The organism is Amycolatopsis sp. NPDC004378, from assembly GCF_053602455.1.
The window spans coordinates 1-22855 of sequence record NZ_JBSGDR010000026.1 but is presented as its reverse complement, the minus strand read 5'-3'; the positions used below and the strand labels follow the sequence as shown (position 1 = coordinate 22855).

Annotated in this window: 26 protein-coding genes; 21 read left to right on the top strand and 5 right to left on the bottom strand. The window is 72.7% G+C overall.

From position 1 onward, the window contains the following. Positions 1-50: 50 nt before the first annotated feature. The 4 genes from ACWEN0_RS42925 to ACWEN0_RS42910 all read left to right on the top strand — a co-directional run bounded on the left by ACWEN0_RS42925 (position 51) and on the right by ACWEN0_RS42910 (position 3495). Positions 51-989 carry an AraC family transcriptional regulator gene (locus ACWEN0_RS42925; protein ID WP_451986612.1) on the top strand — a complete coding sequence of 313 codons (939 nt, stop codon included), beginning with the start codon at positions 51-53 and terminating at the stop codon, positions 987-989. A gap of 175 nt (positions 990-1164) precedes the next feature. Next, entirely contained in the window at positions 1165-1791 is a 627-nt protein-coding gene (locus tag ACWEN0_RS42920; protein WP_451986610.1) for a glyoxalase, read from the top strand. Between the two features lie 36 nt (positions 1792-1827). Next, complete coding sequence (locus ACWEN0_RS42915) at positions 1828-2625, top strand: Fpg/Nei family DNA glycosylase (protein ID WP_451986608.1); 798 nt, start codon at positions 1828-1830, stop codon at positions 2623-2625. Positions 2626-2700: 75 nt separating this feature from the next. Next, positions 2701-3495: a PIG-L family deacetylase gene (locus ACWEN0_RS42910; RefSeq protein ID WP_451986606.1), complete on the top strand. Its 795-nt coding sequence runs from the start codon at positions 2701-2703 to the stop codon at positions 3493-3495. On the opposite strand, the gene ACWEN0_RS42905 is transcribed toward ACWEN0_RS42910, so the two are convergent. Beyond that, positions 3464-3898 (bottom strand): RidA family protein, encoded by a 435-nt coding sequence (locus ACWEN0_RS42905; RefSeq protein WP_451986604.1) that lies wholly within the window; start codon positions 3896-3898, stop codon positions 3464-3466. The genes ACWEN0_RS42910 and ACWEN0_RS42905 overlap by 32 nt on opposite strands. A 31-nt stretch (positions 3899-3929) precedes the next feature. Between ACWEN0_RS42905 and mtnA the strand changes: the two genes are divergently transcribed. Further along, a complete protein-coding gene (gene mtnA, locus ACWEN0_RS42900; RefSeq protein WP_451986602.1) occupies positions 3930-4895 on the top strand; it encodes an S-methyl-5-thioribose-1-phosphate isomerase in 966 nt (321 codons plus the stop codon). Here the strand turns inward: mtnA and ACWEN0_RS42895 are convergent. Continuing rightward, positions 4892-5107 carry a ferredoxin gene (locus ACWEN0_RS42895; RefSeq protein WP_451986600.1) on the bottom strand — a complete coding sequence of 72 codons (216 nt, stop codon included), beginning with the start codon at positions 5105-5107 and terminating at the stop codon, positions 4892-4894. The genes mtnA and ACWEN0_RS42895 overlap by 4 nt on opposite strands. A 2-nt stretch (positions 5108-5109) precedes the next feature. Beyond that, a complete protein-coding gene (locus ACWEN0_RS42890) occupies positions 5110-6300 on the bottom strand; it encodes a cytochrome P450 (protein ID WP_451986598.1) in 1191 nt (396 codons plus the stop codon). A gap of 114 nt (positions 6301-6414) precedes the next feature. Here ACWEN0_RS42890 and ACWEN0_RS42885 point away from each other — a divergent pair, with 114 nt between their 5' ends. The 5 genes from ACWEN0_RS42885 to ACWEN0_RS42865 are packed head-to-tail and all read left to right on the top strand — an operon-like array spanning position 6415 to position 9877. After that, the gene (locus tag ACWEN0_RS42885) at positions 6415-6924 is read left to right on the top strand and encodes a PadR family transcriptional regulator (RefSeq protein WP_451986596.1); all 510 of its coding nucleotides are present in this window, start codon (positions 6415-6417) and stop codon (positions 6922-6924) included. After that, positions 6921-8135: a cytochrome P450 gene (locus tag ACWEN0_RS42880; protein WP_451986594.1), complete on the top strand. Its 1215-nt coding sequence runs from the start codon at positions 6921-6923 to the stop codon at positions 8133-8135. Before ACWEN0_RS42885 ends, ACWEN0_RS42880 begins: the two co-directional genes overlap by 4 nt. 5 nt (positions 8136-8140) lie before the next feature. Continuing rightward, entirely contained in the window at positions 8141-8338 is a 198-nt protein-coding gene (locus tag ACWEN0_RS42875; RefSeq protein WP_451986592.1) for a ferredoxin, read from the top strand. A 40-nt stretch (positions 8339-8378) separates the two neighbouring features. Further along, entirely contained in the window at positions 8379-8945 is a 567-nt protein-coding gene (locus ACWEN0_RS42870) for a TetR/AcrR family transcriptional regulator (RefSeq protein ID WP_451986590.1), read from the top strand. A gap of 29 nt (positions 8946-8974) precedes the next feature. Further along, positions 8975-9877: a phosphotransferase family protein gene (locus tag ACWEN0_RS42865; protein ID WP_451986588.1), complete on the top strand. Its 903-nt coding sequence runs from the start codon at positions 8975-8977 to the stop codon at positions 9875-9877. On the opposite strand, the gene ACWEN0_RS42860 is transcribed toward ACWEN0_RS42865, so the two are convergent. After that, positions 9854-12589 carry an FAD-binding and (Fe-S)-binding domain-containing protein gene (locus tag ACWEN0_RS42860; RefSeq protein ID WP_451986586.1) on the bottom strand — a complete coding sequence of 912 codons (2736 nt, stop codon included), beginning with the start codon at positions 12587-12589 and terminating at the stop codon, positions 9854-9856. The genes ACWEN0_RS42865 and ACWEN0_RS42860 overlap by 24 nt on opposite strands. Before the next feature lie 84 nt (positions 12590-12673). Here ACWEN0_RS42860 and ACWEN0_RS42855 point away from each other — a divergent pair, with 84 nt between their 5' ends. The 8 genes from ACWEN0_RS42855 to ACWEN0_RS42820 all read left to right on the top strand — a co-directional run bounded on the left by ACWEN0_RS42855 (position 12674) and on the right by ACWEN0_RS42820 (position 20232). Beyond that, complete coding sequence (locus ACWEN0_RS42855; protein ID WP_451986584.1) at positions 12674-13813, top strand: GAF domain-containing protein; 1140 nt, start codon at positions 12674-12676, stop codon at positions 13811-13813. Beyond that, a complete protein-coding gene (locus ACWEN0_RS42850; protein WP_451986582.1) occupies positions 13810-14433 on the top strand; it encodes a response regulator in 624 nt (207 codons plus the stop codon). Before ACWEN0_RS42855 ends, ACWEN0_RS42850 begins: the two co-directional genes overlap by 4 nt. A 13-nt stretch (positions 14434-14446) precedes the next feature. Next, positions 14447-15262 carry a PHP domain-containing protein gene (locus ACWEN0_RS42845; RefSeq protein ID WP_451986580.1) on the top strand — a complete coding sequence of 272 codons (816 nt, stop codon included), beginning with the start codon at positions 14447-14449 and terminating at the stop codon, positions 15260-15262. Between the two features lie 118 nt (positions 15263-15380). Further along, positions 15381-16190, top strand: a complete 810-nt coding sequence (locus ACWEN0_RS42840) for an ABC transporter ATP-binding protein (RefSeq protein WP_451986578.1) — start codon at positions 15381-15383, stop codon at positions 16188-16190. Further along, positions 16187-16960 (top strand): ABC transporter ATP-binding protein, encoded by a 774-nt coding sequence (locus ACWEN0_RS42835; RefSeq protein ID WP_451986576.1) that lies wholly within the window; start codon positions 16187-16189, stop codon positions 16958-16960. Before ACWEN0_RS42840 ends, ACWEN0_RS42835 begins: the two co-directional genes overlap by 4 nt. Beyond that, positions 16957-17835, top strand: coding sequence for a branched-chain amino acid ABC transporter permease (locus tag ACWEN0_RS42830; protein WP_451986574.1), 879 nt, complete (start codon positions 16957-16959; stop codon positions 17833-17835). Before ACWEN0_RS42835 ends, ACWEN0_RS42830 begins: the two co-directional genes overlap by 4 nt. Positions 17836-17899: 64 nt before the next feature. After that, positions 17900-18985 carry a branched-chain amino acid ABC transporter permease gene (locus tag ACWEN0_RS42825; RefSeq protein ID WP_451986738.1) on the top strand — a complete coding sequence of 362 codons (1086 nt, stop codon included), beginning with the start codon at positions 17900-17902 and terminating at the stop codon, positions 18983-18985. Continuing rightward, on the top strand, positions 18982-20232 hold the full coding sequence (locus ACWEN0_RS42820; protein WP_451986572.1) for an ABC transporter substrate-binding protein: 1251 nt from the start codon (positions 18982-18984) through the stop codon (positions 20230-20232). The genes ACWEN0_RS42825 and ACWEN0_RS42820 overlap by 4 nt, the downstream gene beginning before the upstream one ends. Here the strand turns inward: ACWEN0_RS42820 and ACWEN0_RS42815 are convergent. Then, positions 20201-21235, bottom strand: coding sequence for a Glu/Leu/Phe/Val dehydrogenase dimerization domain-containing protein (locus ACWEN0_RS42815; RefSeq protein WP_451986570.1), 1035 nt, complete (start codon positions 21233-21235; stop codon positions 20201-20203). The two genes, ACWEN0_RS42820 and ACWEN0_RS42815, sit on opposite strands and share 32 nt — an antisense overlap. An 80-nt stretch (positions 21236-21315) precedes the next feature. Between ACWEN0_RS42815 and ACWEN0_RS42810 the strand changes: the two genes are divergently transcribed. The 3 genes from ACWEN0_RS42810 to ACWEN0_RS42800 form a co-directional block, all read left to right on the top strand. Continuing rightward, positions 21316-21771, top strand: a complete 456-nt coding sequence (locus tag ACWEN0_RS42810; protein ID WP_451986736.1) for an Lrp/AsnC family transcriptional regulator — start codon at positions 21316-21318, stop codon at positions 21769-21771. A gap of 137 nt (positions 21772-21908) precedes the next feature. Next, the gene (locus ACWEN0_RS42805; protein WP_451986568.1) at positions 21909-22166 is read left to right on the top strand and encodes a hypothetical protein; all 258 of its coding nucleotides are present in this window, start codon (positions 21909-21911) and stop codon (positions 22164-22166) included. Between the two features lie 40 nt (positions 22167-22206). After that, positions 22207-22855, top strand: a 649-nt coding sequence (locus ACWEN0_RS42800) for a GNAT family N-acetyltransferase (protein ID WP_451986566.1), incomplete at its 3' end; no start/stop codon positions are given.

Genomic DNA, 22855 nt, shown 5'->3' with positions numbered 1-22855 from the left:
GCATGATCCATGCTGGATTCACGCGAAAAAATATGCGATCGTCTCATGCCGTGGACGTGTTGACAGATCTGCTGCAGCGCTCGCGGGCCCGCGGCGCCGCGTTCTCGCACTCGACGGCGCGCGGCGCGTGGGGCATCCGGTTCCCGACCGGCGCCAAGCTCGCGATCCACGGCATCCTCGGCGGCGAGGCGTTCGCGTGGACCGACGACCCCGGCCGCGCCCGCCAGGTGCTGCCCGGTGACGTCGTCCTGGTCCGCGGGCCGGTCGAGCAGTTCATGGCCCACACGCCGGGCGCCGGCGTCGTGCCGTTCGCCTACCCGCGCGCGACCGGCCCGGCCCGCGGCGCGCGCCGCCTGGAGTTCGGCGCCGAAGCGGGCGACCCCACGACGTTCTTCTGCGGCGCGTACACCTTCGAAGGCGAACTTTGCGCGGGCCTGCTCGCCGGGCTGCCGGACCTGACGGTGGTCCGCCCGTGCGCGGGCTCGAGCCTGCGCGCGACGCTCGACGTGTTCGCGGCCGAGATCCTCCGCGACGCGCCGGGGCAGCAGGCGCTGCTGGACAGCCTGCTCGACGTCGTCCTGGTGCAGGTGCTGCGGGAGCAGCTCGCCACGGACGGCGAGACCGCGCCGGCGTGGTTCCGCGCGATGGACGACGCGTCGGTCGGCGCGGCCCTGCGCGCGGTGCACGCCGAACCCGCCCGCACCTGGACGGTCGCCGACCTGGCCGGGGAAGCCTCCCTGTCCCGGGCGACGTTCGCCCGCAGGTTCACCCAGCTGCTGGGCGTGGCCCCGCTGACGTACGTCGCCGACTGGCGGATGGCCCTGGCCCGCGAGCAGCTGCGAGACGGCGACGCCGCCCTGGCCGCGGTGGCCCGCTCACTGGGGTACGCGTCGGAGTTCTCGTTCGCCGCGGCGTTCAAGCGCCACCACGGCGTACCACCGGGCCGGTGGCGCACCGCCGCCGGCACGCCATCCACTGTGGATGGTTGAGACTTCCCTGACAGAGTAGGGAAATCACCCCGTCGAGCGGGTCTCGGGTCCTGTGTCGGAGGAGAACGTCGTCGCCTGTCGCGTGTATCGCTCTTTACCCACCGTGGCCACGCCGCCGCAGACCGATCAGGAATCGAGAAGCGCTGGTCACCGGGCCGCACCTAGCGTTACCGGCATGACGAACATCGACACCATCACCCTCGAAGTCACCGACACCGCGGCCGCCGAGCGCTTCTACTCCGCCGCCTTCGGGATCACCTCGCAGCTGCGCTTCCGGGCCGCCGAGGCGCCGTCCGGCGGGTTCCGCGGCTACACCCTCTCCCTCACCGTCGCGCAGCCCGCCGACGTCGATTCCCTGCTCGGCACCGCCGTCGAAGCCGGGGCCACGGTGCTCAAGCCCGCCACCAAGTCCCTGTGGGGCTACGGCGGCGTCGTCCGGGCGCCCGACGGCGCCATCTGGAAGGTCGCCACCTCCGCGAAGAAGAACACCGGCCCGGCCACCCGCGAGTTCGACGCCGTGGTCCTCCTGCTCGGCGTCGACGACGTGGCCGCCAGCAAGAAGTTCTACGTCGACCACGGCTTCACCGTCGGCAAGAGCTTCGGCCGCATGTACGTCGAGTTCGCCGCCGACGGCCCGGTGAAGCTCGCGCTCTACCGCCGCAAGGCGCTCGCCAAGGACGCCGGCGTCGCCCCCGAAGGCACCGGCGCGCACCGGATCGCCGTCAACCACGCGGCCGCGGCGTTCACCGACCCGGACGGGTTCGCCTGGGAAGTCACCACGGCCCAGTCCCTCGGCGCCTGACCGGCGGCGTGCGCGGCACCCGGGCAGACTGGCCGGGTGCCCGAACTGCCCGAAGTGGAACTCGCCCGCCAAGTCCTCGCCGGTGCGCTCGGCCGGAAGATCCGGGACGTCGACGACCACGACGACTGGGTGTGCCGGCCGCACGCGCCCGGGGACATCGCCGCCGCGCTGGCGGGCGGGCGGCTCACCGCGGCGCACCGGCGAGGCAAGACCCTTTGGTGCGAAACGGAAAGCCGCGGCGGGCGGCCCGGGCCGAACCTCGGCATCCACCTCGGGATGGCCGGGCAGCTGCGGTTCGGCGGCGAGAGCGGGCCACCCGGGCCGAAGCGGTTTCGCGGCCGCGAAGAGAAGCCCGAGTGGTTCCGGTTCGGGATCACTTTCGCCGACGGCGAACAGCTGTGGCTGTTCGACACCCGCCGGCTCGGCCGGGTGCGGCTCGACCCCGATCTCGACGCGCTCGGCCCGGACGCCGGCGAGGTGTCGCGCGGGGAGTTCCGCGAGCGCGTCGGCCGCGGCCGGGCACCGGTCAAGGCGCGGCTGCTCGACCAGTCCGTGCTGGCCGGGATCGGGAACCTGCTGGCGGACGAAACGCTCTGGCAGGCGGCGGTGCACCCGGCCCGGCCGGTGAACGAGCTGGGCGAAGACGACCTCACGAACCTCCACAAGGCACTCCGGAAGGCGTTGCGCGCCGCGATCCGCCGCGGCGGCGTGCACACCGGGGAGATCATCGGCCACCGCCGGGCCGGCGACCACTGCCCCCGCTGCGGCACCGGAATGACCCACGGCACCGTCGGCGGCCGGTCGACCTGGTGGTGCCCGAAGGAGCAGGCCTAGCCGGGGGCGCCCGACCACGCCGCTGCGCATCCTGGCGGGCGGTTTTTGTCGGTGCCGTTCGGTAGCTTGGCGGACATGGCAACACTGGTCACCTTCCACGCCCACCCGGACGACGAATGCCTGCGCACCGCCGGGGTGATGGCCAAGGCCGTCGCCGAGGGGCACCGCGTCGTGCTCGTCGTCGCCACCAAGGGCGAAGTCGGCGAGGTCCCCGAGGGCTTCCTCGCCGAGGGCGAACAACTGTGGGAGCGGCGCGTGCGGGAGTCGCACGCGGCCGCGGAGATCCTCGGCGTCGCGCGCGTCGAGTTCCTGGGCTACCGCGACTCCGGGATGATGGGCGAGCCGACGAACGACGAACCCACCGCCTTCTGGCAGGCCGACGTCGAGAAGGCGGCCGGGCAGCTGGCGGAGATCCTGCGCGAAGAGGCGGCGGACGTGCTCACCGTCTACGACGACAACGGCGACTACGGCCACCCGGACCACATCCAGGTCCACCGCGTCGGCGTCCGCGCGGCCGAGCTGGCCGGCACCGCGCGCGTCTTCCAGGCCACGTTCAACCGCGAGTTCATGCAACGCGGCTTCGAATCGGCGGTGGAGCAGGGCCTGATGCCGCCGGAGGCCGCGCCGAAGCCGCCGGAGAACGTGGAGTTCGGCAAGCCGGAGGCGGAGATCACGGCGGCGGTCGACGTGTCGAAGTACGTCGGGCTGAAGCGTGCGGCGATGCGCGCCCACCCCAGTCAGATCAGCGAGGACATGTTCATGCTCGCGATGCCGGACGACGCCTTCGCGTTCGCGTTCGGCACCGAGTGGTTCATCCGCGCGGGGCAGGGCCCGGGGATCACGGAGACGGATCTGATGGCGGGGTTGTAGCGGGCCCGTCCGGCGCGGCGGTCACGTCCAGCTCCACCAGCTGGCCCGGGTAGCCGAGCCGGGCGACGCCCAGCAGCGTGCTCGCCGAGGTGAACGCCGCCCCGATCGCCGACGTCGTCAGCCGGTCCCAGACCGCCGAGAGCGTCTCGCGGGAGTCCGTCACCACGTAGATCACCGTCCGCACCACATCGGACGGCGAGGCGCCCGCGAAGGCCAGCGCCGCGGCGGTGTTGGCCACCACCCGGTCGGTCTGCGCGAGCACGTCGCCGGCCACGACGACGCCGTCGGAGCCGAGCGGGCACTGGCCCGCGAGGTAGACCGTGCGGGGCGAAGAGGCCACCGTCACGTGGTGGTAGCCCGGCGGGGTGTGCAACCCGGGCGGGTTCTGCCGTTCAATGGTCACCACCGCATCATGGCCGGACCCGGGAGGGCACGTGCGCAGGACCATCGACTGGAGCGGCGGCGCCGTCGTCATCATCGACCAGACCGCGCTGCCGGGCGAGGTCCGGCTGCTCGCGCTGCGGACGGTGGACGAGCTGGTCGGCGCCGTCCAGCGGCTGGCCGTGCGCGGGGCGCCCGCGCTCGGCGCCGCCGGCGCGCTCGGGGTCGTGCTCGCCGCCTACGACGGCACGGACGTGCACGCCGACGCCGAACGCATCGCGAACGCGCGCCCCACCGCCGTCAACCTCGCGTGGGGTGTCGAGCGTGCGCTGAAGAAGCTGGACCAGGGTCCGGACGCCGTGCTCGCCGAAGCCCTGGAGCTGCTCGCCGAGGACGAAGAGCTCAACAAGACCGCCTCGGGCCACGCGGCGGAGATCGTGCTCGCCGAGTGCCCGCGCCGGCCGCTCCGGCTGCTGAGCCACTGCAACGCCGGGCGCCTCGCCACCGTCGGCTGGGGCAGCGCGCTCGGCGTCGTCTGGCACCTGCACGAGCGGGGGCTCGTCGAAGAAGTCCTCGTCGACGAGACCCGGCCGCTGCTGCAGGGCGCCCGGCTGACGGCCTGGGAGCTGGCCGAGGCCGACGTCCCCTACCGGGTCCAGCCGGACGGCGCGGCCGCCGCCGCGATGGCGCGCGGGCTGGTCGACTGCGTGCTCGTCGGCGCCGACCGGATCGCCGCGAACGGCGACGTCGCCAACAAGATCGGCACCTACGGCCTGGCCATCGCGGCCCGGCACCACGGTGTGCCGTTCGTGGTCGTCGCCCCGTCGTCCACAGTGGACCGGAGGCTCGCGGACGGCGCGGGGATCGCCATCGAGGAACGCGACGCCCGCGAGCTCACCGAGTACGCCGGGGTGCCGATCACGCCGCCGGGCGCGAAGGTCTTCAACCCCGCCTTCGACGTCACGCCGTTCGAGCTCGTCACGGCCGTGGTCACCGAACGCGGCCGGTTCGAGCCCTAGGGACGCGGGCCGATCTCGCGGCCGCCGTCGGTCACCGTGATCGCCATCGCCGGGCAGGAGTCGGCCGCGTCGAGCACGGTCTCGTCGGCGTCGAGGTCGGAGACCGCCGTCTGCGCGACCGCGCCCTCGAGCACGAACACCTCGGGCATCAGCGCGGCGCACATCCCCGAGCCGATGCAGGTGTGTTCGTCGACTTCCACGTGCCAGCTCATGGTCACCATCCGATCGGCATCGACCGCGGTCCGCGGACGAGCATCTGCGTCTTCCACACGATATCGCCGGCCAGGTGGATCCCCGGCATCTCGGTGACGAGCGCGCGCAACGCCTCCTGCAGTTCGAGCCGGGCCAGCGGTGCGCCCAGGCAGTGGTGGACGCCGTGGCCGAAGCCGAGGTGGTGGTTGTCCTCGCGGTCGAACCGCAACTGGTCGGCGTCGTCGAACTGCAGCCGGTCGCGGTTGGCCGCGCCGACCGCGACCAGCACCGGCTCACCGGCCCGCACGAGCACGTCACCGACTTCGACGTCTTCGGTGGCGTAGCGCGCGAAGCCGGCGCCCGCGCCCAGCGGCACGAACCGCAGCAGCTCCTCGACCGCGGCCGGGATCAGGTCCGGGTCGGCGACGAGCCGCTGCCACTGCCCGGGCTGGTCCAGCAGCGCGTAGACGAAGTTGGGGATCTGGCTCGCGGTGGTCTCGTGCCCGGCGACGAGGATGCCGACGCACAGGTCGACCAGCTCCCGCTCGGTCAGCCGGTCGCGGGTGTCGCGGGCCTCGATCAGCGCCGTCATCAAGTCGTCCTGGGGCTGATCGCGGTGTTCCGCGATCAGGCCGCGCATGTAGTCGCGCAGTTCTTCGCGGTTGCGCTCGAACTCCTCGGGCGTCAGGCCGCTGGTGGACAGCGCCGCGTCGCTCCAGACGCGGAACTTCGGCCGGTCGCCGACCGGGACGCCGAGCAGCTCGCAGATCACAGCGACCGGGATGGGCAGCGCGTAGCGGTCGACGAGGTCCGCGGGCGGGCCGGCGGCCTTCAGGTCCGCGATCAGCTCCGACGCCAGCGAGGCGACGCGCGGGCGCAGCAGTTCGACGCGGCGCATGGTGAACGCCTTCGCGACCAGCGTCCGCAGCCGCGTGTGGTCCGGCGGGTCCATCTGCAGGATCCCGCCCTCCCGCTGCACGGGCGACCGCCGCGGCGCGTCCTTCTCCTTCTCCATCGCCCGCGAAAACCGGCGGTCGCCGAGCACCAGCCGGGCGTCCGCGTAGCGGGTGGCCAGCCACGCCGGCTCCCCGTAGGTCATCTTGACCCGGACCATGCCCGCTCCCTCGCGGGCGGCCGCGTAGGCCTCGTTGAGGTCGAGCCCCGCCTCCTCGTTGAAGGGGTACGAGAGCGGCTCGGTGTGGGTGACGGTCATGCGAGAACCCCCGTGCTCGGTTGTAAGCAGCTGCTTACAACGCTACACAGTTTCTTCCCACCTGTCACGATCCGCCATTGCCCAGTCACCGAACACTAGGTTACGGTGACCTAGGTGTGGATCGAGATCCTCTTGCTGTCGAGGCTGGACCGCGAGCCGATGCACGGCTACGAGCTGCGCAAGGCCGTCGAAGCCTCGACCGGGCACACCTTGTCCAACAACTCGCTCTACCCGACCCTGCGGCGCTTCGTCGACGCCGGTGCGGTGAGCCGCAGCGCGGAGGAACAGGAGGCCAAACCGCCGCGGCACGTCTACACGATCACCGACGTCGGGCGGGAGCTGCTGCACGACATGCTCGCCGACTTCCCGGCCGAACTGGCCCTGAGCCAGGAGGAGTTCCTGGCGCGCGTCGGCAGCTTCAGCCGGCTGCGCCCGGACGAACGCGCGCGCGTGCTCGACGTGCGAAAACAGGCGCTGACCGCCGAGCACGCCCGGCTCACCGGGCTCGCCACCGGCCAGGCCGATCCGTGGGGCCGCGCCGCGCTGCGGCACGTCCTCGGCAAGTTCGACGCCGAACTGCGCTGGCTCGCCGACCTCGAAACCGAACTGAGGAGAGACGCATGACCACCACCGAAGAGACGCCTCGCCTCCCCTTCGCCCGGGCGAACGCGCTCGCGATCGCGCCCGACTACGAAACCCTGCGCCGCCGGGCCCCGGTCAGCCGGGTGCTCACCCCGGCCGGCGACCCGGCGTGGCTGGTGACGTCGTACGAAGAGGCCAAGGAAGTCTTCCGCGACAAGCGGTTCGGCCGTTCGCACCCGGCGCCGGAGCAGGCTTCGCGGATCTCCAACGCCGCGATCCAGGACGGTCCGAGCGGCGACTTCGAGACCGAAGAAGCGGAGCACAAGCGCATGCGGCGGATGCTCGCGCCCGCGTTCTCCGCGCCCCGCATGCGCGCCCTCGGCGACCACATCGCCGAGCTGACCGACCGCTGCCTCGACGACCTGGAGGCCGCGCACGACGCCGACCCGGGTGAGCCGGTCGACCTGACCGACTTCCTCGCGTTCCCCTTGCCGGTGCTGGTGATCTGCGAGCTGCTCGGCGTGCCGTACGCCGACCGCGAGCACTTCCGCGGCCTGTCCGAGCGGATCGCGATGATGGACGGCGGCGAAGACGCGCAGGCCGCGATGACCGAGTTCAAGGCCTACATGGCGAAGCTCGCCGACGCGAAGCGCGCGGAGCCGCAGGAGGACGTCATCTCCGACCTGGTCGCCTACCAGGCCGGGGATCCGACCTTCACCGACGACGACCTCGCGCGGATGGCGACCGGCCTGCTGTTCGCCGGCCACGAGACGACGTCGACGCGCATCGCCATGGGCACGCTGTTCCTGCTCACCGACACCGCACGTCGCGACCGCTTCGCCGCCGACCCCGAGGGCGAGGTGCAGGCGACCGTCGAGGAGATCCTGCGGCTGACCGCGACCAGCGGCACCGGCCTGCTGCGCTACGCCCACGAAGACGTCGAAATCGGCGGTACGCGGATCATGCGCGGCGACGCGGTGCTCGTCTCCAGCGACGCGGCCAACCGGGACGCGTCGGTGTTCGCGGACCCCGACGAGTTCGACCCGGGCCGCACGCCGAACGTCCACCTCGCCTTCGGCACCGGCGCGCACGTCTGCATCGGCGCCAACCTCGCCCGCACCGAGCTGCGGACGGTGTTCCCGAAGCTGTTCCGCCGCTTCCCCGGCCTGCGGCTGGCGGCCGCGATCGACGAGATCCCGGTGCGCGTCAACCGCGTCGCCGGCGGGGTCGACGCCGTCCCGGTGACGTGGTGAGCCCCGTGAAGATCACCGCCGACACCGGCGCCTGCGTGGCGTCCGGGCAGTGTGTGCTGCTCGCGCCGGGCACGTTCGACCAGGACGAGGACCTCGGCACGGTCGTCCTGCTCGCCGACGAGCCCGCGGCGGGCGAAGAGGACGCCGTCCGGCAGGCCGAGCTGACCTGCCCGGCCGCCGCGATCCGCCTCGCCGGGGCCTAGCCGTCCGGCCGCGTCCCGTTTGCCGGGTTAACCTGCTCCGATGACGGAACAGCCCGGCCGGAAGCGGGACGCGGCCGCGACGCGGCGGGCGTTGCTCGACGCCGCCGCGACGCTGTTCGCCGAGCGGGGTTTCGACCGGACCACCGTGCGGGACATCGCCGGGCTGGCCGGGGTCAACCAGTCGCTGCTCTTCCGCTACTTCGGCACCAAGGACGCCCTGTTCGAGGAGGTCATCGCCCGGTCCGGGCGCGAGCAGATCGCGACCACCCCGCCCGAGCAGCTCTTCAGCACCTCGCTGCGCAGCATGCTCGATCCCGAGGTGTCGGACCGCAACCGCAGCCTGCAGACGTACCTGCGGTCGTCGGGCAACGACAGCGCCGCCGCCGCGATCCGGCAGGAGCTCGGCCGGGAATACGCCCGGACCCTCGCCACGCTGACCGACGCCCCCGACGCCGAACTGCGCGCCGACCTCGCGCTCGCCTGGCTGCTGGGCATCGGGCTGGTCCGCGAGATCACCGGCAAGGAACCGCTCGCGAGCGCCGACCCGGAGCACATCTGCCGGCTCGTGCTGTCGGCGACCCGGACGCTGCTGGAGCGCACCGAGTAACCGTTGGACAGCGGCTCTACGGTCGGATCATGACGTTCCCGCCCGCGGCGACCGAGGCCGAGTTCGCCGCGCTCACCCGCGAAAGCCTGCTCCCGGCGGTCACGAACCTGCTGGGCCGCGGCGACGTCGTCCCGTTCGCCGAGGGCTCGCTGCCGGTGTACGCCGTGGGCGAGGACCTCGTCCTCAAGCTGTACCCGCCGCTCCACCGCGACGAGCTCGCCACCGAGCGCACGATGCTCGAGGTGCTGCCCGGCGTCCTCCCGGCGCCGGAGCTGGAGAAGGCCGGCGAGCACGACGGCTGGGGCTGGCTGCTGATGCGCCGCCTGCCCGGCCGGACGCTCAAGGAAGCCTGGCCGTCACTGTCCACAGAGGATCGCCGTCGCCTGATGCCCGAGCTCGGCGAGCTCCTGGCGACGCTGCACGCGGTCGACGACCCGCGACTGGCGCACCTCGGCCCCGCGAGCTGGACCGAGTTCACGGCGGCGCAACGCGCGAAGGTCGTCGAGCACCACCGGCGCACGAAGCTGGACGAGGCGTGGGTGGCGCGGATCCCGGCGTTCCTCGACTCGGTCGACCTCGGCACGCCGCCGGTCGTGCCGCTGCACACGGAGTTCATGCGCGACCACGTGATGCTCGGCCCGGACGGCCGCATCACGGGCCTGTTCGACTGGGAACCGGCGATGCGCGGCGCGGCGGAGTACGACTTCGTGGCGGCAGGCCTGTTCATCTCGAGCGGCGACGGTGATCTGCTGGCCCGCCTTCTCGACGGTTACGGGCGGGAGATCGACCCGCGCCGCTGCCTCGCGTACGCGTTGCTGCACGTGTACAGCAACTTCAGCTGGTACTTCGAGGTCATGCCGGAACCCCCGGAGCCGACGCTGGACGCGCTGGCGACGGCTTGGTGGGGCTCAGGGCAGCGCGCGGCGCAGTAGCTCCGCCAGGTGCACCGGCGTCCGGCCGGATTCCTGGGCGATCTGGGTCCGGCAGCTGAACCCGTCGGACACCACGAGCGTGTCCGGAGACGCCTCGCGGATCGCCGGGAGCATGCGGTCTTCCGCCACCGCCTTCGAGACCTCGTAGTGGCCGCGCTCGAAGCCGAAGTTGCCCGCCAGGCCGCAGCAGCCCGAATCCAGGGTCGTGTTCCGGACGCCGGCCGCCGCCAGGGCGGACTCGTCGGGGCCGAAGCCCAGGACCGCGTGCTGGTGGCAGTGCACCTGGGTGATCGCGTCGACGTCCAGGTTCGCGAACGGGACCGGGGCGCGCTCGAGGAGTTCCGCGAACGTGAACGTCCGGGACGCCAGCAGGGACGCCCGCGCGTCGCCCGGCATGAGCGCCGGCAGGTCGCCGCGGAACAGCGCCGTGCAGCTCGGTTCCAGGCCGGCCACCTCGTAGCCGTCTTCGAGGTACGGCGCGAGCACCGCGAGCGTCCGGTCCAGGACGCGGCGGGCGACGCCGAGCTGGCCCGTCGACACCCACGTCAGTCCACAACAGACTCCGCGGTCCGGCAGCACGACGTCGTAGCCCGCGGCGGTCAGGACCTCGTGGGCCGCGTCGAGCACCGACGGCGTCAGGTAGTTGTTGAACGAATCCGGCCACAGCACGACGCGACGCTCCCCCGACGCCCGGCGCCGCAGGTCCGCCCGCGAAGACGTGAACGGCGAAGGCGGGAAGGCAGGCAGGTCGCGTTCCGGCGCGATCCCGCCGATCCGCTTCACCAGGCGCGCCACCGAAGACCGGCCGACGGCGTTGGCCAGGCGGGGCACCCGCGCGCTGAACCGCAGCCACAGCGGGAGCCAGCCCATCGAGTAGTGCGACGCCGGGCGCAACCGGCGCCGGTAGTGCTGGTGCAGGAACTCCGCCTTGTACGTCGCCATGTCGACGTCGACCGGGCAGTCGGACAGGCACCCCTTGCAGGACAGGCACAGGTCGAGCGCGTCGTGGACTTCCGAGGAGCGCCAGCCGTCGGTGATCACCTCGCCGTTGATCATCTCGGCGAGCAGGTGCGCACGGCCGCGCGTCGAGTGCTGTTCCTCGCGCGTCGCCCGGTAGCTGGGGCACATCACCCCACCGCCGCTGGTGTTGCGGCACTTCCCCACGCCGACGCAGCGCCGCATCGCCTGGCCGAAACTCCCGCGATCGTCCGGGTAGCCGAGGAAGACACTGTCCTCGAAGGACTTCGAAGTGGCCCGCACGCGCAGGTCCGCGTCGACCGCGCGCGGCGCCACCAGGATGCCGGGGTTCATCCGGCCGGCCGGGTCGAAGATCGCCTTGAACCGCCCGAAGACGGCCATCATCTCGGGGCTGTACATCCGCGACAGCAGCTCGGACCGCGCCTGGCCGTCGCCGTGCTCACCGGAGAGCGAGCCACCGTGCGAGGCGACGAGGTCCGCGGCCTCCTCCAGGAACCGCCGGAAGCCGGCGACGCCCGAAGCGGACAGCAGGTCGAAGTCCAGCCGCAGGTGCAGGCAACCTTCGCCGTAGTGCCCGTAGACGACGCTGCGCCGCCCGTGCGCCCGCATCAGCTCCTTGAACTCGCGCAGGTACGCGCCGAGCCGCTCGGGCGGGACGGCCGCGTCCTCCCAGCCCGGCCAGGCCTCCGAGCCGTCCGCCAGCCGGGTCGCCAGCCCCGCACCCTCCTCGCGGATGCGCCACAGCCCGCGCTGCGCGGCCGGGTCGTCGACGATCGCGAAGCCGGTCAGTTCGAGCGACGCCGCCAGTGCCCGGGCCCGCTCGGCCGGGTCGTCCCCGGCCAGCTCCACGAACAGCCAGGCCCCGCCCGGTGGCAGCTCGCCCGCGCGGCCCGGCAGCATCGCGACGAGCTCGGCGTCGACGCCCTCGACGGTCAGCGGCGACCACGGCAGGATCGCGGGCACCGCGTCGGCCGCCGCGATGTCCGAGGGGAAGCCCAGCACGGCGAGCACGCGACGAGCGGGCAGCTCGGCCAGCTCGACCTCGGCTTCGAGCACCGTGACGCAGGTGCCCTCCGAGCCGACGAGCGCCTTCGCGACGTCGAACCCGTTCTCCGGCAGCAGGTGTTCGAGCCCGTAGCCGGACACCCGCCGCGGCCACGTCGAAAGTTCCTTGCGCAGCAACGCCAGGTTGTCGCGCACGAGCGCGCGCAGCTCGTCGAAGATCCGGCCCTCGGCCGGCTCGTCCGGCCCGACCCGCAGCCGCGTGCCGTCGTAGAGCAGGACGTCCAGCGAACGGACGACGTCGACCGTGCGGCCCCACGCCACCGAGTGCGAGCCGCACGCGTTGTTGCCGATCATCCCGCCGAGCGTGCAGCGGCTGTGCGTCGACGGGTCCGGGCCGAACCGCAGCCCGTGCGGCGCCGCCACCGCCTGCAGGTCGTCCAGCACCGTGCCGGGCAGCACCCGGGCGCGCCGCGTCGAGGGGTCGAGCGAGAGCACGCCGCCGACGTGCCGCGAAGTGTCGATCACCAGGCCCGGCCCGCAGGCGTTCCCGGCGACGCTCGTCCCGCCGCCGCGCGCGATCACCGGCAGGTCGCGCGCGCGGGCGGCGGCGACCGCGGCGACGACGTCGTCGGCCGTTTCCGGCAGCACCACCCCGCTCGGCACGTGGCGGTAGTTGGACGCGTCGGTCGTGTACAGCGCGAGCGTGGCGGCGTCGGTGAGGATCTCCACACCCCCATTCAAGTGGACGGAGCGCGCCGGTACCTCTCCAGCCGGGTATGTCCGAAACCACATCGCGTGTGCGATCGTGGGCGCGTGACGGCAAAGGAGCACGTCGCCGACCACAGCGCCGTACTCGGCGAGCTGCTGCGCGAGCGGGAGAAGCTGCTCGGCACGCTCGACCGCGTCGCCGCGCTGCACGGGACCGCGCGCCTGATCCGCGAGACGGTCGGCGCGAAGGCCGGGTTCGTCGGCGAGCTCACCGGCCCGGGGCTGGCCGTGATCCGCTGGATGTCCGGCAACCGCACCGACGCCCTGCAGGACCTCGAGGTGCCGACGGGCCAGGGCATCGGCGGGCGGGTGCTGGCGCTGGGACGGCCGGTGCGCGTCACCGACTACGTCAGCTCGCCCGCGATCACCCACCACTTCGACGCCCAGGTGCGCGGCGAGGGCCTGGCCGCGATGCTCGCCGTCCCGATCGTCGCCCGCGGCGAAACGGTCGCCATCGCGTACGCGGCCATGCGCGAGCCCGCCGACTTCGGCGACGACGCCGTCCGGCGGATGGAGGAGGTCGCGCACCAGGCCGGCACCGCGCTGCACCTGGCGAAGGTCGCGGAGACGGACCGGGCGTCCGCGGTGGCGGGCGAGCGCCTGCGGATGCAGAGCGCGCTGCACGACTCCGTCGGCGCGCTGCTGTTCTCCATCGGCGTCCAGGTGCGCGACCTGCACGCCGACGCGCTCGGCAACCCCGGCCTGGCGGAGCGGCTGAGCCGGCTCGAAGGCGACGTCTCGGCGGCGGCCGGGGCTCTGCGGGAGTCGCTGCTGGCGCTGGCGGAGTCGAGCCCGGAGCGGGCGCTGCCGGTCGAGCTGGCCGAGCACTGCCGGTCGTTCCAGGCGCGTTGCGGTGTCCCGGCGCGGTTCGTGCAGCTCGCGGCGGTGCCGCCGCTGGACGCCGAACGGACCGCGCTCCTGGTGGCTGCGGTCCGCGAGGGCCTGCTGAACGTCGAGAAGCACGCCCGGGCCTCGACGGTGATCGTCAGCCTGATGCCCAGCGACGACGGGGTCCAGGTGGTCGTCGCCGACGACGGGACCGGCGCGACCGACGTCCCGGGCACCGGCATGGGCCTGCGGACCTTGAGCGGGCGCGCGCTGCGGCTCGGCGGCCGGGTCAGCCTCGTCCGCGACGAGGACGACGGCTGCACCCTGCGCGCCTGGGTGCCGCTGGTGCGGCCGTGACGCCCGCGACCGTCCTCGTCGTCGACGACCACCCGGTGGTCCGCGACGGCGTCAGCCTGCTCCTGCGCTCCGACCCGTGCCTGCGGGTGGCGGGCTCGGCGGAGTCGGGCCGGGCGGCGATCCAGCGGGTCGCGCAGCTGCGGCCCGACCTCATCCTGCTCGACCTGCGGCTGCCGGACATGCTGGCCCCGGAGGTGATCGCCGAGCTGCGGCACGTCCACCCGGCGGCACGGATCGTGGTGTTCACCGCGCACGGCGACCACCAGGGCGTGCTGGCGGCGCTCGACTCGGGCGCGCACGGCTGCCTGCTGAAGGACGTCGCGGGCACGGACCTGGTCGCGGCGCTGCGCCGGGTGCTGCGCGGCGAGCGCGTCGTCGACCCGCGGATCCTGCCCGACGACGGGCAACGCTCGGACGCCCTCGCCCGCAGCGGCCTGACCCGCCGCGAGTACGAGGTCCTGCGGCTGGCCGCGCAGGGGCAGACGAACCCGGAGATCGCGGAGTCGACGGGCCTGGCCCGCAACACGGTCAAGACGTACCTGCAGTCGGCGCTGCACAAGCTGGGCGCGCGCAACCGCGTCGAGGCGATCGGGAAGGCCAGCGAAGCCGGACTGCTGTGAGATCCTCCGACGGGTGAAGATCGACCTGCACACGCACAGCACGGCTTCGGACGGGACGACCCCGCCCGGCGAGCTGCCGCGGCTGGCCGCCGAGGCGGGGCTGACGGTGTTCGCCCTCACCGACCACGACACCTTCGCGGGCCTTCCGGCGGCCACCGCGGCCGCCGGGATCGAGGTGATCCCGGGCGTCGAGATCTCCTGCCGCCTCGACGACGCCGAGGTGCACCTGCTGGGTCTGTTCGTCGATCCCGGGCACGCCGCGCTGGGTGCGGAACTCGAGCTGATCCGCACCGACCGCGAGCGCCGCGGCGAGCGCATGGTCGAGCGGTGCCGCGAGCTGGGGGCGCCGATCACCCTGGCCCAGGTCCGGGAGATCGCCGGGGGCGCGCCGCTCGGGCGTCCCCACATCGCCGCGGCGCTGGCCGCCGCCGGCATCACCGGCGCCTTCACGGCCGACTGGATCGCCGACGGCGGCCGGGCGGACGTGCCGAAGCACGTCCTGTCCACTGTGGACGCCATCGGCCTGGTCCGGTCGGCCGGCGGCGTGGCCGTGCTGGCCCACCCGCGGTCGGTGAAGCGCCGCGCTTCGGTCTCCGGCACGCAGCTGGCCCGGCTGGCGGAAGCCGGGCTCGCCGGGATCGAGGCCGACCACCCCGAGCAGCCGCCGGAGGTCCGGTCAGCGCTGCGCGAAGTGGCCGCCGACCTCGGGTTGCTCGTGACGGGATCGAGTGACTTCCACGGCGACCGCAAGCCCGTCCACCTGGGCGAATGCACGACGTCGCCCGAGGTGCTCGCCGCGCTCCGGGAGTCCGCCGTGTCCGTTTCGTAGCCGTCGGGGTCTCCAGGTGGGGGTATCGGGGAGCCGCCGCCGACCGCAGGATGACCGCCACCGACCGTGACTCACGTCACACGAGCGGAGGAGGCGGCTTGCGTCCTGGAGTGAGTACGTGCTGACCGTGCGTGGCCTGCGGGTGCGGTACGGCCGGTCGACGGCCGCCCTGCACGGGGTCGACCTCGATGTCTCCGCCGACGGGGTGCTGGCCGTCCTCGGCAGCAACGGCGCCGGGAAGTCCACCCTGCTGCGGGCCGTCTCCGGCACCCTGCGCATGCACCGGGGCTCGATCGAAACGGGCGAGATCCGCTACGACGGCCACGCGCTGGGCAAGCTCGACCCGGCGCGGATCGTCCGCCTCGGCGTCGTCGGCGTGCCCGAGGGGCGGCAGGTCTTCGCGCGGATGACCGTCGAGGAGAACCTGCGGGCCGGCGGCATCGGCGCCCGGACCGCCGCCGAACGCGCCACCGCCCGCGAGCGGGTCGACGCGCTGTTCCCGGTGCTCAAGGAACGCGCGAAGCAGCGCGCCGGGCTGTTGTCCGGCGGCGAGCAGCAGATGCTGGCGATCGGCCGCGCGCTGATGTCCGCGCCGAAGCTGCTGTTGCTCGACGAGCCGTCGCTGGGCCTGGCGCCGAAGGTCGTCGAGCAGATCGCCCGGACCGTCCGCGAGATCCACGAGCAGGGCACCGCGGTCGTGCTGGTCGAGCAGAACGCCGTGATGGCGCTCAACGTCGCCCAGCACGCCGTCGTGCTCGAAGTCGGCCGGGTCGCGCTCGCCGGGACGGCCGCCGAACTGGCCGCCAGCCAGGACGTCCAGCGGCTCTACCTCGGCGGGCACGCGGAATCGCAGGAGACCGCCGACGCCGAGGCGGAAACCGCCCGCGCGCGGCTCGCCGGCCGGAAGCTGTCGAGGTGGGCCGGATGACGCCGCCGGAGCTGCGCGTCGAGAGCGTGTCCCTGCGCTTCGGCGGGATCCGCGCCCTCGACGACGTGAGCTTCACCGTCGCGCCCGGGTCGCTGCACGCGCTGATCGGCCCGAACGGTGCCGGGAAGTCCAGCTGCTTCAACGTGATCAGCGGCCTCTACCGGGCGAACGCCGGCCGCGTGCGGCTCGGGGACACCGAGCTGACCGGGCTCGCGCCGCACCAGCTCGCCCGCCTCGGCGTCGGCCGGTCGTTCCAGAACGCCGCGCTCTCCCCGGGCTCGACCGTGCTGGACAACGTCATGCTCGGCCGGCACGCGCTGACCCGCGGCGGCTTCCTCGAGACCGGCCTGCACCTGCCGTGGACGGTCCGCGCCGAACGCCGGCACGCCGGGCGCGCGCGGGAGATCTGCGCGTTCCTCGGCCTCGGCGCGGTCGTCGACGCCCCCGTGGGCGCGCTCCCCTACGGCGTCGTCAAGCGCGTCGACCTGGCCCGCGCGCTGGCCGTCGAGCCGGTGCTGCTCCTGCTCGACGAGCCCGCGGCCGGGATGAACGCGGCGGAGACCGCGGAACTGGCCGGCACGATCAGCGGGATCCGCGCCGAGCTGGGCATCTCGATCCTGCTCGTCGAGCACGACATGGGCCTGGTGATGGGCATCGCCGACCGCGTCACCGTGCTCGACTTCGGCCGCCGCATCGCCGACGGCACCCCCGCGCAGGTCCAGTCCGATCCGGACGTCATCAAGGCCTACCTCGGCACGGAGGCGGCGTGAACACCTTCCTGCAGCTCACGGTGAACGGCCTCGGCAAGGGCGCGGTGTTCGCGCTGCTGGCCCTGGGGTTCGTCATCATCTTCAAGGCCACCGAAGTGGTCAACTTCGCGCACGGCTCGCTCGTGCTCTTCGGCGGCTACCTCGTCGTGGTGACGCGGGACGCGCTGGGCTGGCTGGGCGCGTCGCTGGTCGGGATCGTCGCGGCCGGGCTGCTCGGCCTGCTGGTGGAGCGGCTGTTGCTGTCGCGCTCCCGGCACGCCGACGCGAACAGCCTGGCGCTGCTCACCATCGGCGTCGACGTGATCGTCACCGAGGAGATCGTGCGCCGCCTCGGCGTCACGCTGCCCTTCCTCGGCGACGCCTGGGACGCGAAGCCGTTCCAGCTCGGCGGGATCACGCTCTTCCGCACCCACCTGGTCGCGCTCGGCGTCGCCGCGGTGCTGATCACGGCGTTCTGGCTGGCCTTCAAGTACTCGAACTGGGGCGTCGCGATGCGGGCCCAGGCGGAGAACCGCGAAGCCGCCGCGCTGATGGGCATCCGCAGCTCCCGCGTCACCGCGACGGCGTGGCTGGTCGCGGGGCTGCTGGCCGGGGTCGCTGTCCTGTTCATCGCGACGCAGGACTTCTCCGGCGCCGGGCTTTCCCGCGGGACGCACTCGATCGCGCTGGCCGCGTTCCCCGCGGCGATCCTCGGCGGGCTCGACTCGACGGCGGGCGCGGTGGTCGGCGGCCTGGTCGTCGGCATCGTGGAAGCGCTCTCCGCGCAGTACGTCTCGTTCGACTTCTCGAAGAGCGCGGTGTTCCTGGTGATGCTGGTGGTCCTGGTGGTGCGGCCCTCGGGGCTGTTCGGCACGAGGGAGCGAACGCGTGTCTGAGAGCGCCGTGTCCGAAGTGGACGCACCACCCGCGGGCGAAACCCCGCCGCGGCCGGGACGCAGCCTGGCGAAGCTGGTGCGCACCGTCGCCTGGCTCGCCCTGCTGGTCGTCCTGCTCGCCCTGCCGCTCTACATCGACGCGGCCTGGCTGAAGGCCGGGCAGTACATGATGATCGGCGGGGTCGGCGCGATCGGGCTGACGCTGGTGGTCGGGCAGGCCGGGCAGCTTTCCCTGGCCCACGCGTTCTTCCTGCTCGCCGGGGGCACCGCGTACACCGTGCTGTCCGGGCCCACCGGCGACGACCGCGTCGTCGGCTTCGGCCTCGACCCCGGCCTGTCGCTGCTCGGCGCGGTGGTCGTCTCCGCGCTGCTGGGCCTGGCCTTCGCGCCGGTCGCCGGGCGGCTGCGCGGGATCTACCTCGGCGTCGCGTCGCTGGCCCTGGTGTTCCTGGGGCTCTACTTCGGACAGTCGGCCGAGGAGCTCACCGGCGGGACGTCCACCGGACGCGCCCCGGCGCCGTTCTCCCTGTTCGGCTTCCCGTTCACCGACGACGGGCCGCAGCTCTCGATCTTCGGCGTGCCGATCCGGCAGGCCGAACGCACCTGGTACCTGTTCCTGCTGCTCACCGTGCTGGCGTTCGTGATCGCGCGCGGCGCGGTCCGCGGGCGGGTCGGCCGGTCGTGGCGGGCCGTGCGCGACAACGAGGCCGCCGCCGCCGTGATGGGCGTCAGCGTGCTGCGCGCCAAGGCGGGCGCGTTCGCCGTCTCCTCGGCCTACGGCGGCCTCGCCGGTGCGATGACCGTGCTGTGGTTCGACATCCTCAAGCCGGACGAGAGCGAGTTCGGCACCTACGGCATCAACGTGTCCATCGCCTACCTCGCGATGGTCATCATCGGCGGGCTCGGCTCGGTCCCCGGCGCGCTGGTCGGCGCGCTCATCGTCAACGGCCTGCCGCAGGTGCTCGCCCTGTATTCGGCCGACCTGGGCTGGTTCTCCGGCACCGGCGACGGCGCGCTGACCCCCGTGCTGGTCAGCTCGTTCGTCTACGGCGCCGCGATCATCCTCGTCGTGCTGTTCGAGCCGGGCGGGCTCGCCGCGATCGGCCGCCGGCTCACCCGTGCCCGCCGTCAACCCCCGGAGGAACCATGAAACGCACACACCTGGCGGCGGCGCTGGCGGCCGTCCTCGCGCTCTCGGCGTGCAGCACGAAGGCGAACGACGCGGGCTCGTCGGGCTCGGACAGCTCCGGCGTCAAGACCGGCAAGGGAGTGACGGCTTCCGAAGTCACCCTCGGCGTGATGACCGACAAGTCCGGCGTCTTCAAGAACCTCGGCCTCGGCGTCACGCAGGGCAACGAGCTGTGGGCCAAGGACTTCAACGCCGCCGGCGGCGTCTGCGGCCGCCAGGTGAAGCTCGAAGAGGTCGACCACGGCTACAAGGCCGACACGGCGAAGACGCTGTACCCGCAGATCGAGCCGAAGGTGCTCGGGTTCGTCCAGCTGCTCGGCTCGCCGGTGGTCGCCGCGCTGAAGCAGAACCTGGCCACCGACAAGGCCGTCGCCGCGCCCGCGTCGTGGTCGTCCGAGCTGCTGGACAACCCGTACGTGATGATCGTCGGCACCACCTACGACCTGGAGATGATCGACGGCCTCTCGTACCTGCAGGAGCAGGGCCTGCTCAAGGACGGCGACACGATCGGGCACGTGTACATCGACGGCGAGTACGGCAAGAACGGCCTGCGCGGCTCGCAGTTCTACGCCAAGAAGCACAACCTCACGGTCAAGGAAGTCAAGATCACCTCGACCGACAGCGACCTCACCAACGTCGTCACCGGGCTCAAGGGCGCCGGGGTCAAGGTGATCGCGCTGACCACCACGCCCGCGCAGACCGGGTCCGCGGTCGCGGCGAACAAGGCGCTCGGGCTGAACGTGCCGGTGCTGGGCAACAACCCGACGTTCGACCCGCAGCTGCTGAAGAGCCCGGCGGCGAGCGCGCTCGACAAGCTCACGGTCGTCGCCAGCAGCGTGCCGTTCTCGGCCGACCTGCCCAAGGCGAAGGACGTCGCCGCGAAGTACAAGGCCACGTACAAGGAGACGCCCAACGGCGGCGTCCCCTACGGCTACGCGGTCGGCGAAGTCTGGGGCGCGGTGCTGAAGAAGGCCTGCGACAACAAGGACCTCACCCGCGACGGCATCGCCGCGGCGCTGAAGCAGACGACGTCGGCGAGCACGGACAACCTGGTCGCGGCGCTCGACTTCTCGAAGCCGGGCACGCCGGCCACGCGCCAGGTGTACGCGGCGACCCCGGACGCCACCGCCGAGGGCGGCGTCCGGTACGTCAAGCCGCTGTTCGAAGCGCCCGAGGCTAAGGAGTACGTGGCGCCGCACCAGAAGTGAGCCGCCGCCCGGCCAGCGCGGCCGCCTCCGCCAGCGGGGTGGTCGCGTGGGCCTTGGCGGCCTCCAGGAGGTCCGTGACGGTCTGCTCGATCGTCTCGACGCGGGCGAGCGCGGCTTCGTGGTCCAGGCCTTCGGCTTCGCGCGAGAGCGTGTAGACGACCCCGCCCGCGCTCGCCACGTAGTCCGGGACCCAGAGGACGCCGCGCGCGGCGAGGTCGTCGGCCACGGAGTCGTCGGTGAGCTGGTTGTTGGCCGGGCCGACGACCACCGGCGTGTCGAGCCGGGCCACCGTCTCGGGGCTCAGCACCCCGCCGACGGCCGCCGGGACGACGACGTCGGCCGTCAGGGTGAGCGCCTTCTCGGGCTCGGCCCAGGTCAGCCCGCTGCTTTCGGCGTCCGCGCGCTTCGCCGGGTCGATGTCGGAGACGACGACGTCCGCGCCGCCCGCCCGCAGGCTCGCCGCCAGGTGGGCGCCGACCGAGCCGTAGCCGCTGATGACGATCCGGCGGCCGGTCAGGTCCGGCGAGCCGACCGCGGCCCGCAGCGCGGCGAGCACGCCGAGGGCCGTCGGGCCGCTGGAGGAGCCGGTGCCGCCCGCGGACTCGGGCGCGCAGAGCGCGAACGCCGAGACCTCGCGCAGCACCAGCATGTCGGCCGGGCCGGTGCCGACGTCCGGGCCGGCCAGGTAGGTCCCGCCGAACTCGGCGACCAGGTCGGCGTGGTCGAGCAGGACGTCTCGGCGCTCCTCCGGCGACAGCGGGCGCCCGGGTTCCAGGGCGATCACGCTCTTGCCGCCGCCGAAGGCGAGCCCGGCGACGGCGCACTTCGCCGTCATCGCGGCCGACAGGCGCAGCACGTCGTCGACGGCGTCGGTCAGCGTGGCGTACGGCTTCAGGCGGCAGCCGCCGGTGGCCGGGCCGAGGACGGTCGAATGGATCGCGACCATCGTCGTGACACCGGAACGACGGCCCCGGCGGGCGACGAGTTGCTCATGTGCGGTCATGTGGAGTGAAGTTAGAGTGATTGTCGGCGATACCGACAAGTCTCCGAACGAAATTCGGATTCGACAGGGAGGTCCGGGTGCTGGACGAACTTGATTCGGCGATCGTGCGGCAACTGCAGCAGGACGCGCGGCAGACCAACCGGGACATCGCCCGGAAGGTCGGCATCGCGCCCTCGACGTGCCTCGAGCGCATCCGGCTGCTGCGCGAACGCGGCGTCATCCGCGGCTACCACGCCGACATCGACCTGGCGAGCCTCAACCGCGGCGTCCGGGCGCTCGTCACGGCGCAGGTGCGGCCGTTGAGCCGGGCCGTGATCGATTCCTTCCAGCGTTCGATCGCGGACCTGCCGGAGGTGCACTCGGTGTACGTGACCGCGGGCAGTGACGATTTCCTGATCGAAGTCACCACGCCGGACATCGACGCCCTGCACGCTTTCCTGACCGACCGGCTGGCCCTGCGCCGGGAGATCGTCGGCTTCCGCACGTCGATCGTTTTCCGCCACCTGCGCAAGACGATGCTTGAACCGCTCACGTAGGGGTATCCGGGGATCACCCGGAAAGGACGCGACACACCCCTAAGTGAAACCCTCGAAATACCCCTGTTCGCACGCTGAGAGGCGAAAACTGTCGGTGGTGGGCGGTCTAATGAGCAGGACGGGAAGGAGGCTCCGCCATGATCACCGAACTGAACCACCGTGAGCGGGCCACATTGAGAGCCGTGGCCGGGGGCCACGCCGAGATCAGCTGCAGCTGCGAGCCCGACCTGTTCATCGACGGCCTGAGCTGCTGCGACCAGTCCACCGTGCACCGGCTCGCCCGGCTCGGCCTGATCGCGCCCGCCCGGCCCGGCAAGTGCGGGGACCGGGTGCCCGCGCTGCTCACCGAGGCCGGCACCCTCGCACTCGGCGCGGAGTTCGCTCTCGCCGCGTAAACGCGTTGCCACACACTGGGGTCCCTGACAGCATCACCCGATGCACGTATTCCTCGAAACCGAGCGGCTGATCCTCCGCCGGTTCACCGAGAACGACGCCGACGCGCTCTTCGCGCTCTACGACGACCCCGCCGTGATGAAGTACCTGAATGGGGGCCGGCCGGCGGACCGCACCGAGATCGTCGAACGGGATCTCCCCGCGTTCCTCGGTTACTACGAGCGTTTCCCCGGCTACGGGTTCTGGGCGGCGATCGAGAAGAGCAGCGGCGATTTCCTGGGGTGGTTCCACTTCCGCCCGCGTCCGCAGGACCCGGCCGACGAGCCGGAGCTCGGCTACCGCCTGCACCAGGCGGCCTGGGGCAAGGGCTACGGCACGGAAGGCTCGGCGGCCCTGCTCGCGAAGGGGTTCACCGAACTGGGGGTCCGGCGCGTCACGGCGTTCACCATGACGGTGAACAAGCGATCCCGGCGCGTCATGGAAAAACTGGGGATGACGTTCGTCCGCACGTACTTCGAGGAGTTCCCGGAGCACGAGCGCGCCCCGGGCAGCGAGCACGGCGAAGTCGAGTACGCGATCACCCGCGAGCAGTGGCTTGTCGTGAGTGGTCAGGGCGGTGAGCACCGCCCTCGACAACAAACCCACCCCGGGGGGCCGGGGCCCACCCCAACGAAGCTAAAGGCCCCCGCCG

Bases quoted from the DNA above. Each gene is read 5' to 3' on its own strand.
- ACWEN0_RS42920 (WP_451986610.1), top strand. From the start codon at position 1,165: ATGACGAACATCGACACCATCACCCTCGAAGTCACCGACACCGCGGCC.
- ACWEN0_RS42880 (WP_451986594.1), top strand. From the start codon at position 6,921: ATGACCACCACCGAAGAGACGCCTCGCCTCCCCTTCGCCCGGGCGAAC.
- ACWEN0_RS42910 (WP_451986606.1), top strand. From the start codon at position 2,701: ATGGCAACACTGGTCACCTTCCACGCCCACCCGGACGACGAATGCCTG.
- ACWEN0_RS42895 (WP_451986600.1), bottom strand. From the start codon at position 5,107: ATGAGCTGGCACGTGGAAGTCGACGAACACACCTGCATCGGCTCGGGG.
- ACWEN0_RS42820 (WP_451986572.1), top strand. From the start codon at position 18,982: ATGAAACGCACACACCTGGCGGCGGCGCTGGCGGCCGTCCTCGCGCTC.
- ACWEN0_RS42835 (WP_451986576.1), top strand. From the start codon at position 16,187: ATGACGCCGCCGGAGCTGCGCGTCGAGAGCGTGTCCCTGCGCTTCGGC.
- ACWEN0_RS42805 (WP_451986568.1), top strand. From the start codon at position 21,909: ATGATCACCGAACTGAACCACCGTGAGCGGGCCACATTGAGAGCCGTG.
- ACWEN0_RS42890 (WP_451986598.1), bottom strand. From the start codon at position 6,300: ATGACCGTCACCCACACCGAGCCGCTCTCGTACCCCTTCAACGAGGAG.
- ACWEN0_RS42865 (WP_451986588.1), top strand. From the start codon at position 8,975: ATGACGTTCCCGCCCGCGGCGACCGAGGCCGAGTTCGCCGCGCTCACC.
- ACWEN0_RS42815 (WP_451986570.1), bottom strand. From the start codon at position 21,235: ATGACCGCACATGAGCAACTCGTCGCCCGCCGGGGCCGTCGTTCCGGT.
- ACWEN0_RS42870 (WP_451986590.1), top strand. From the start codon at position 8,379: ATGACGGAACAGCCCGGCCGGAAGCGGGACGCGGCCGCGACGCGGCGG.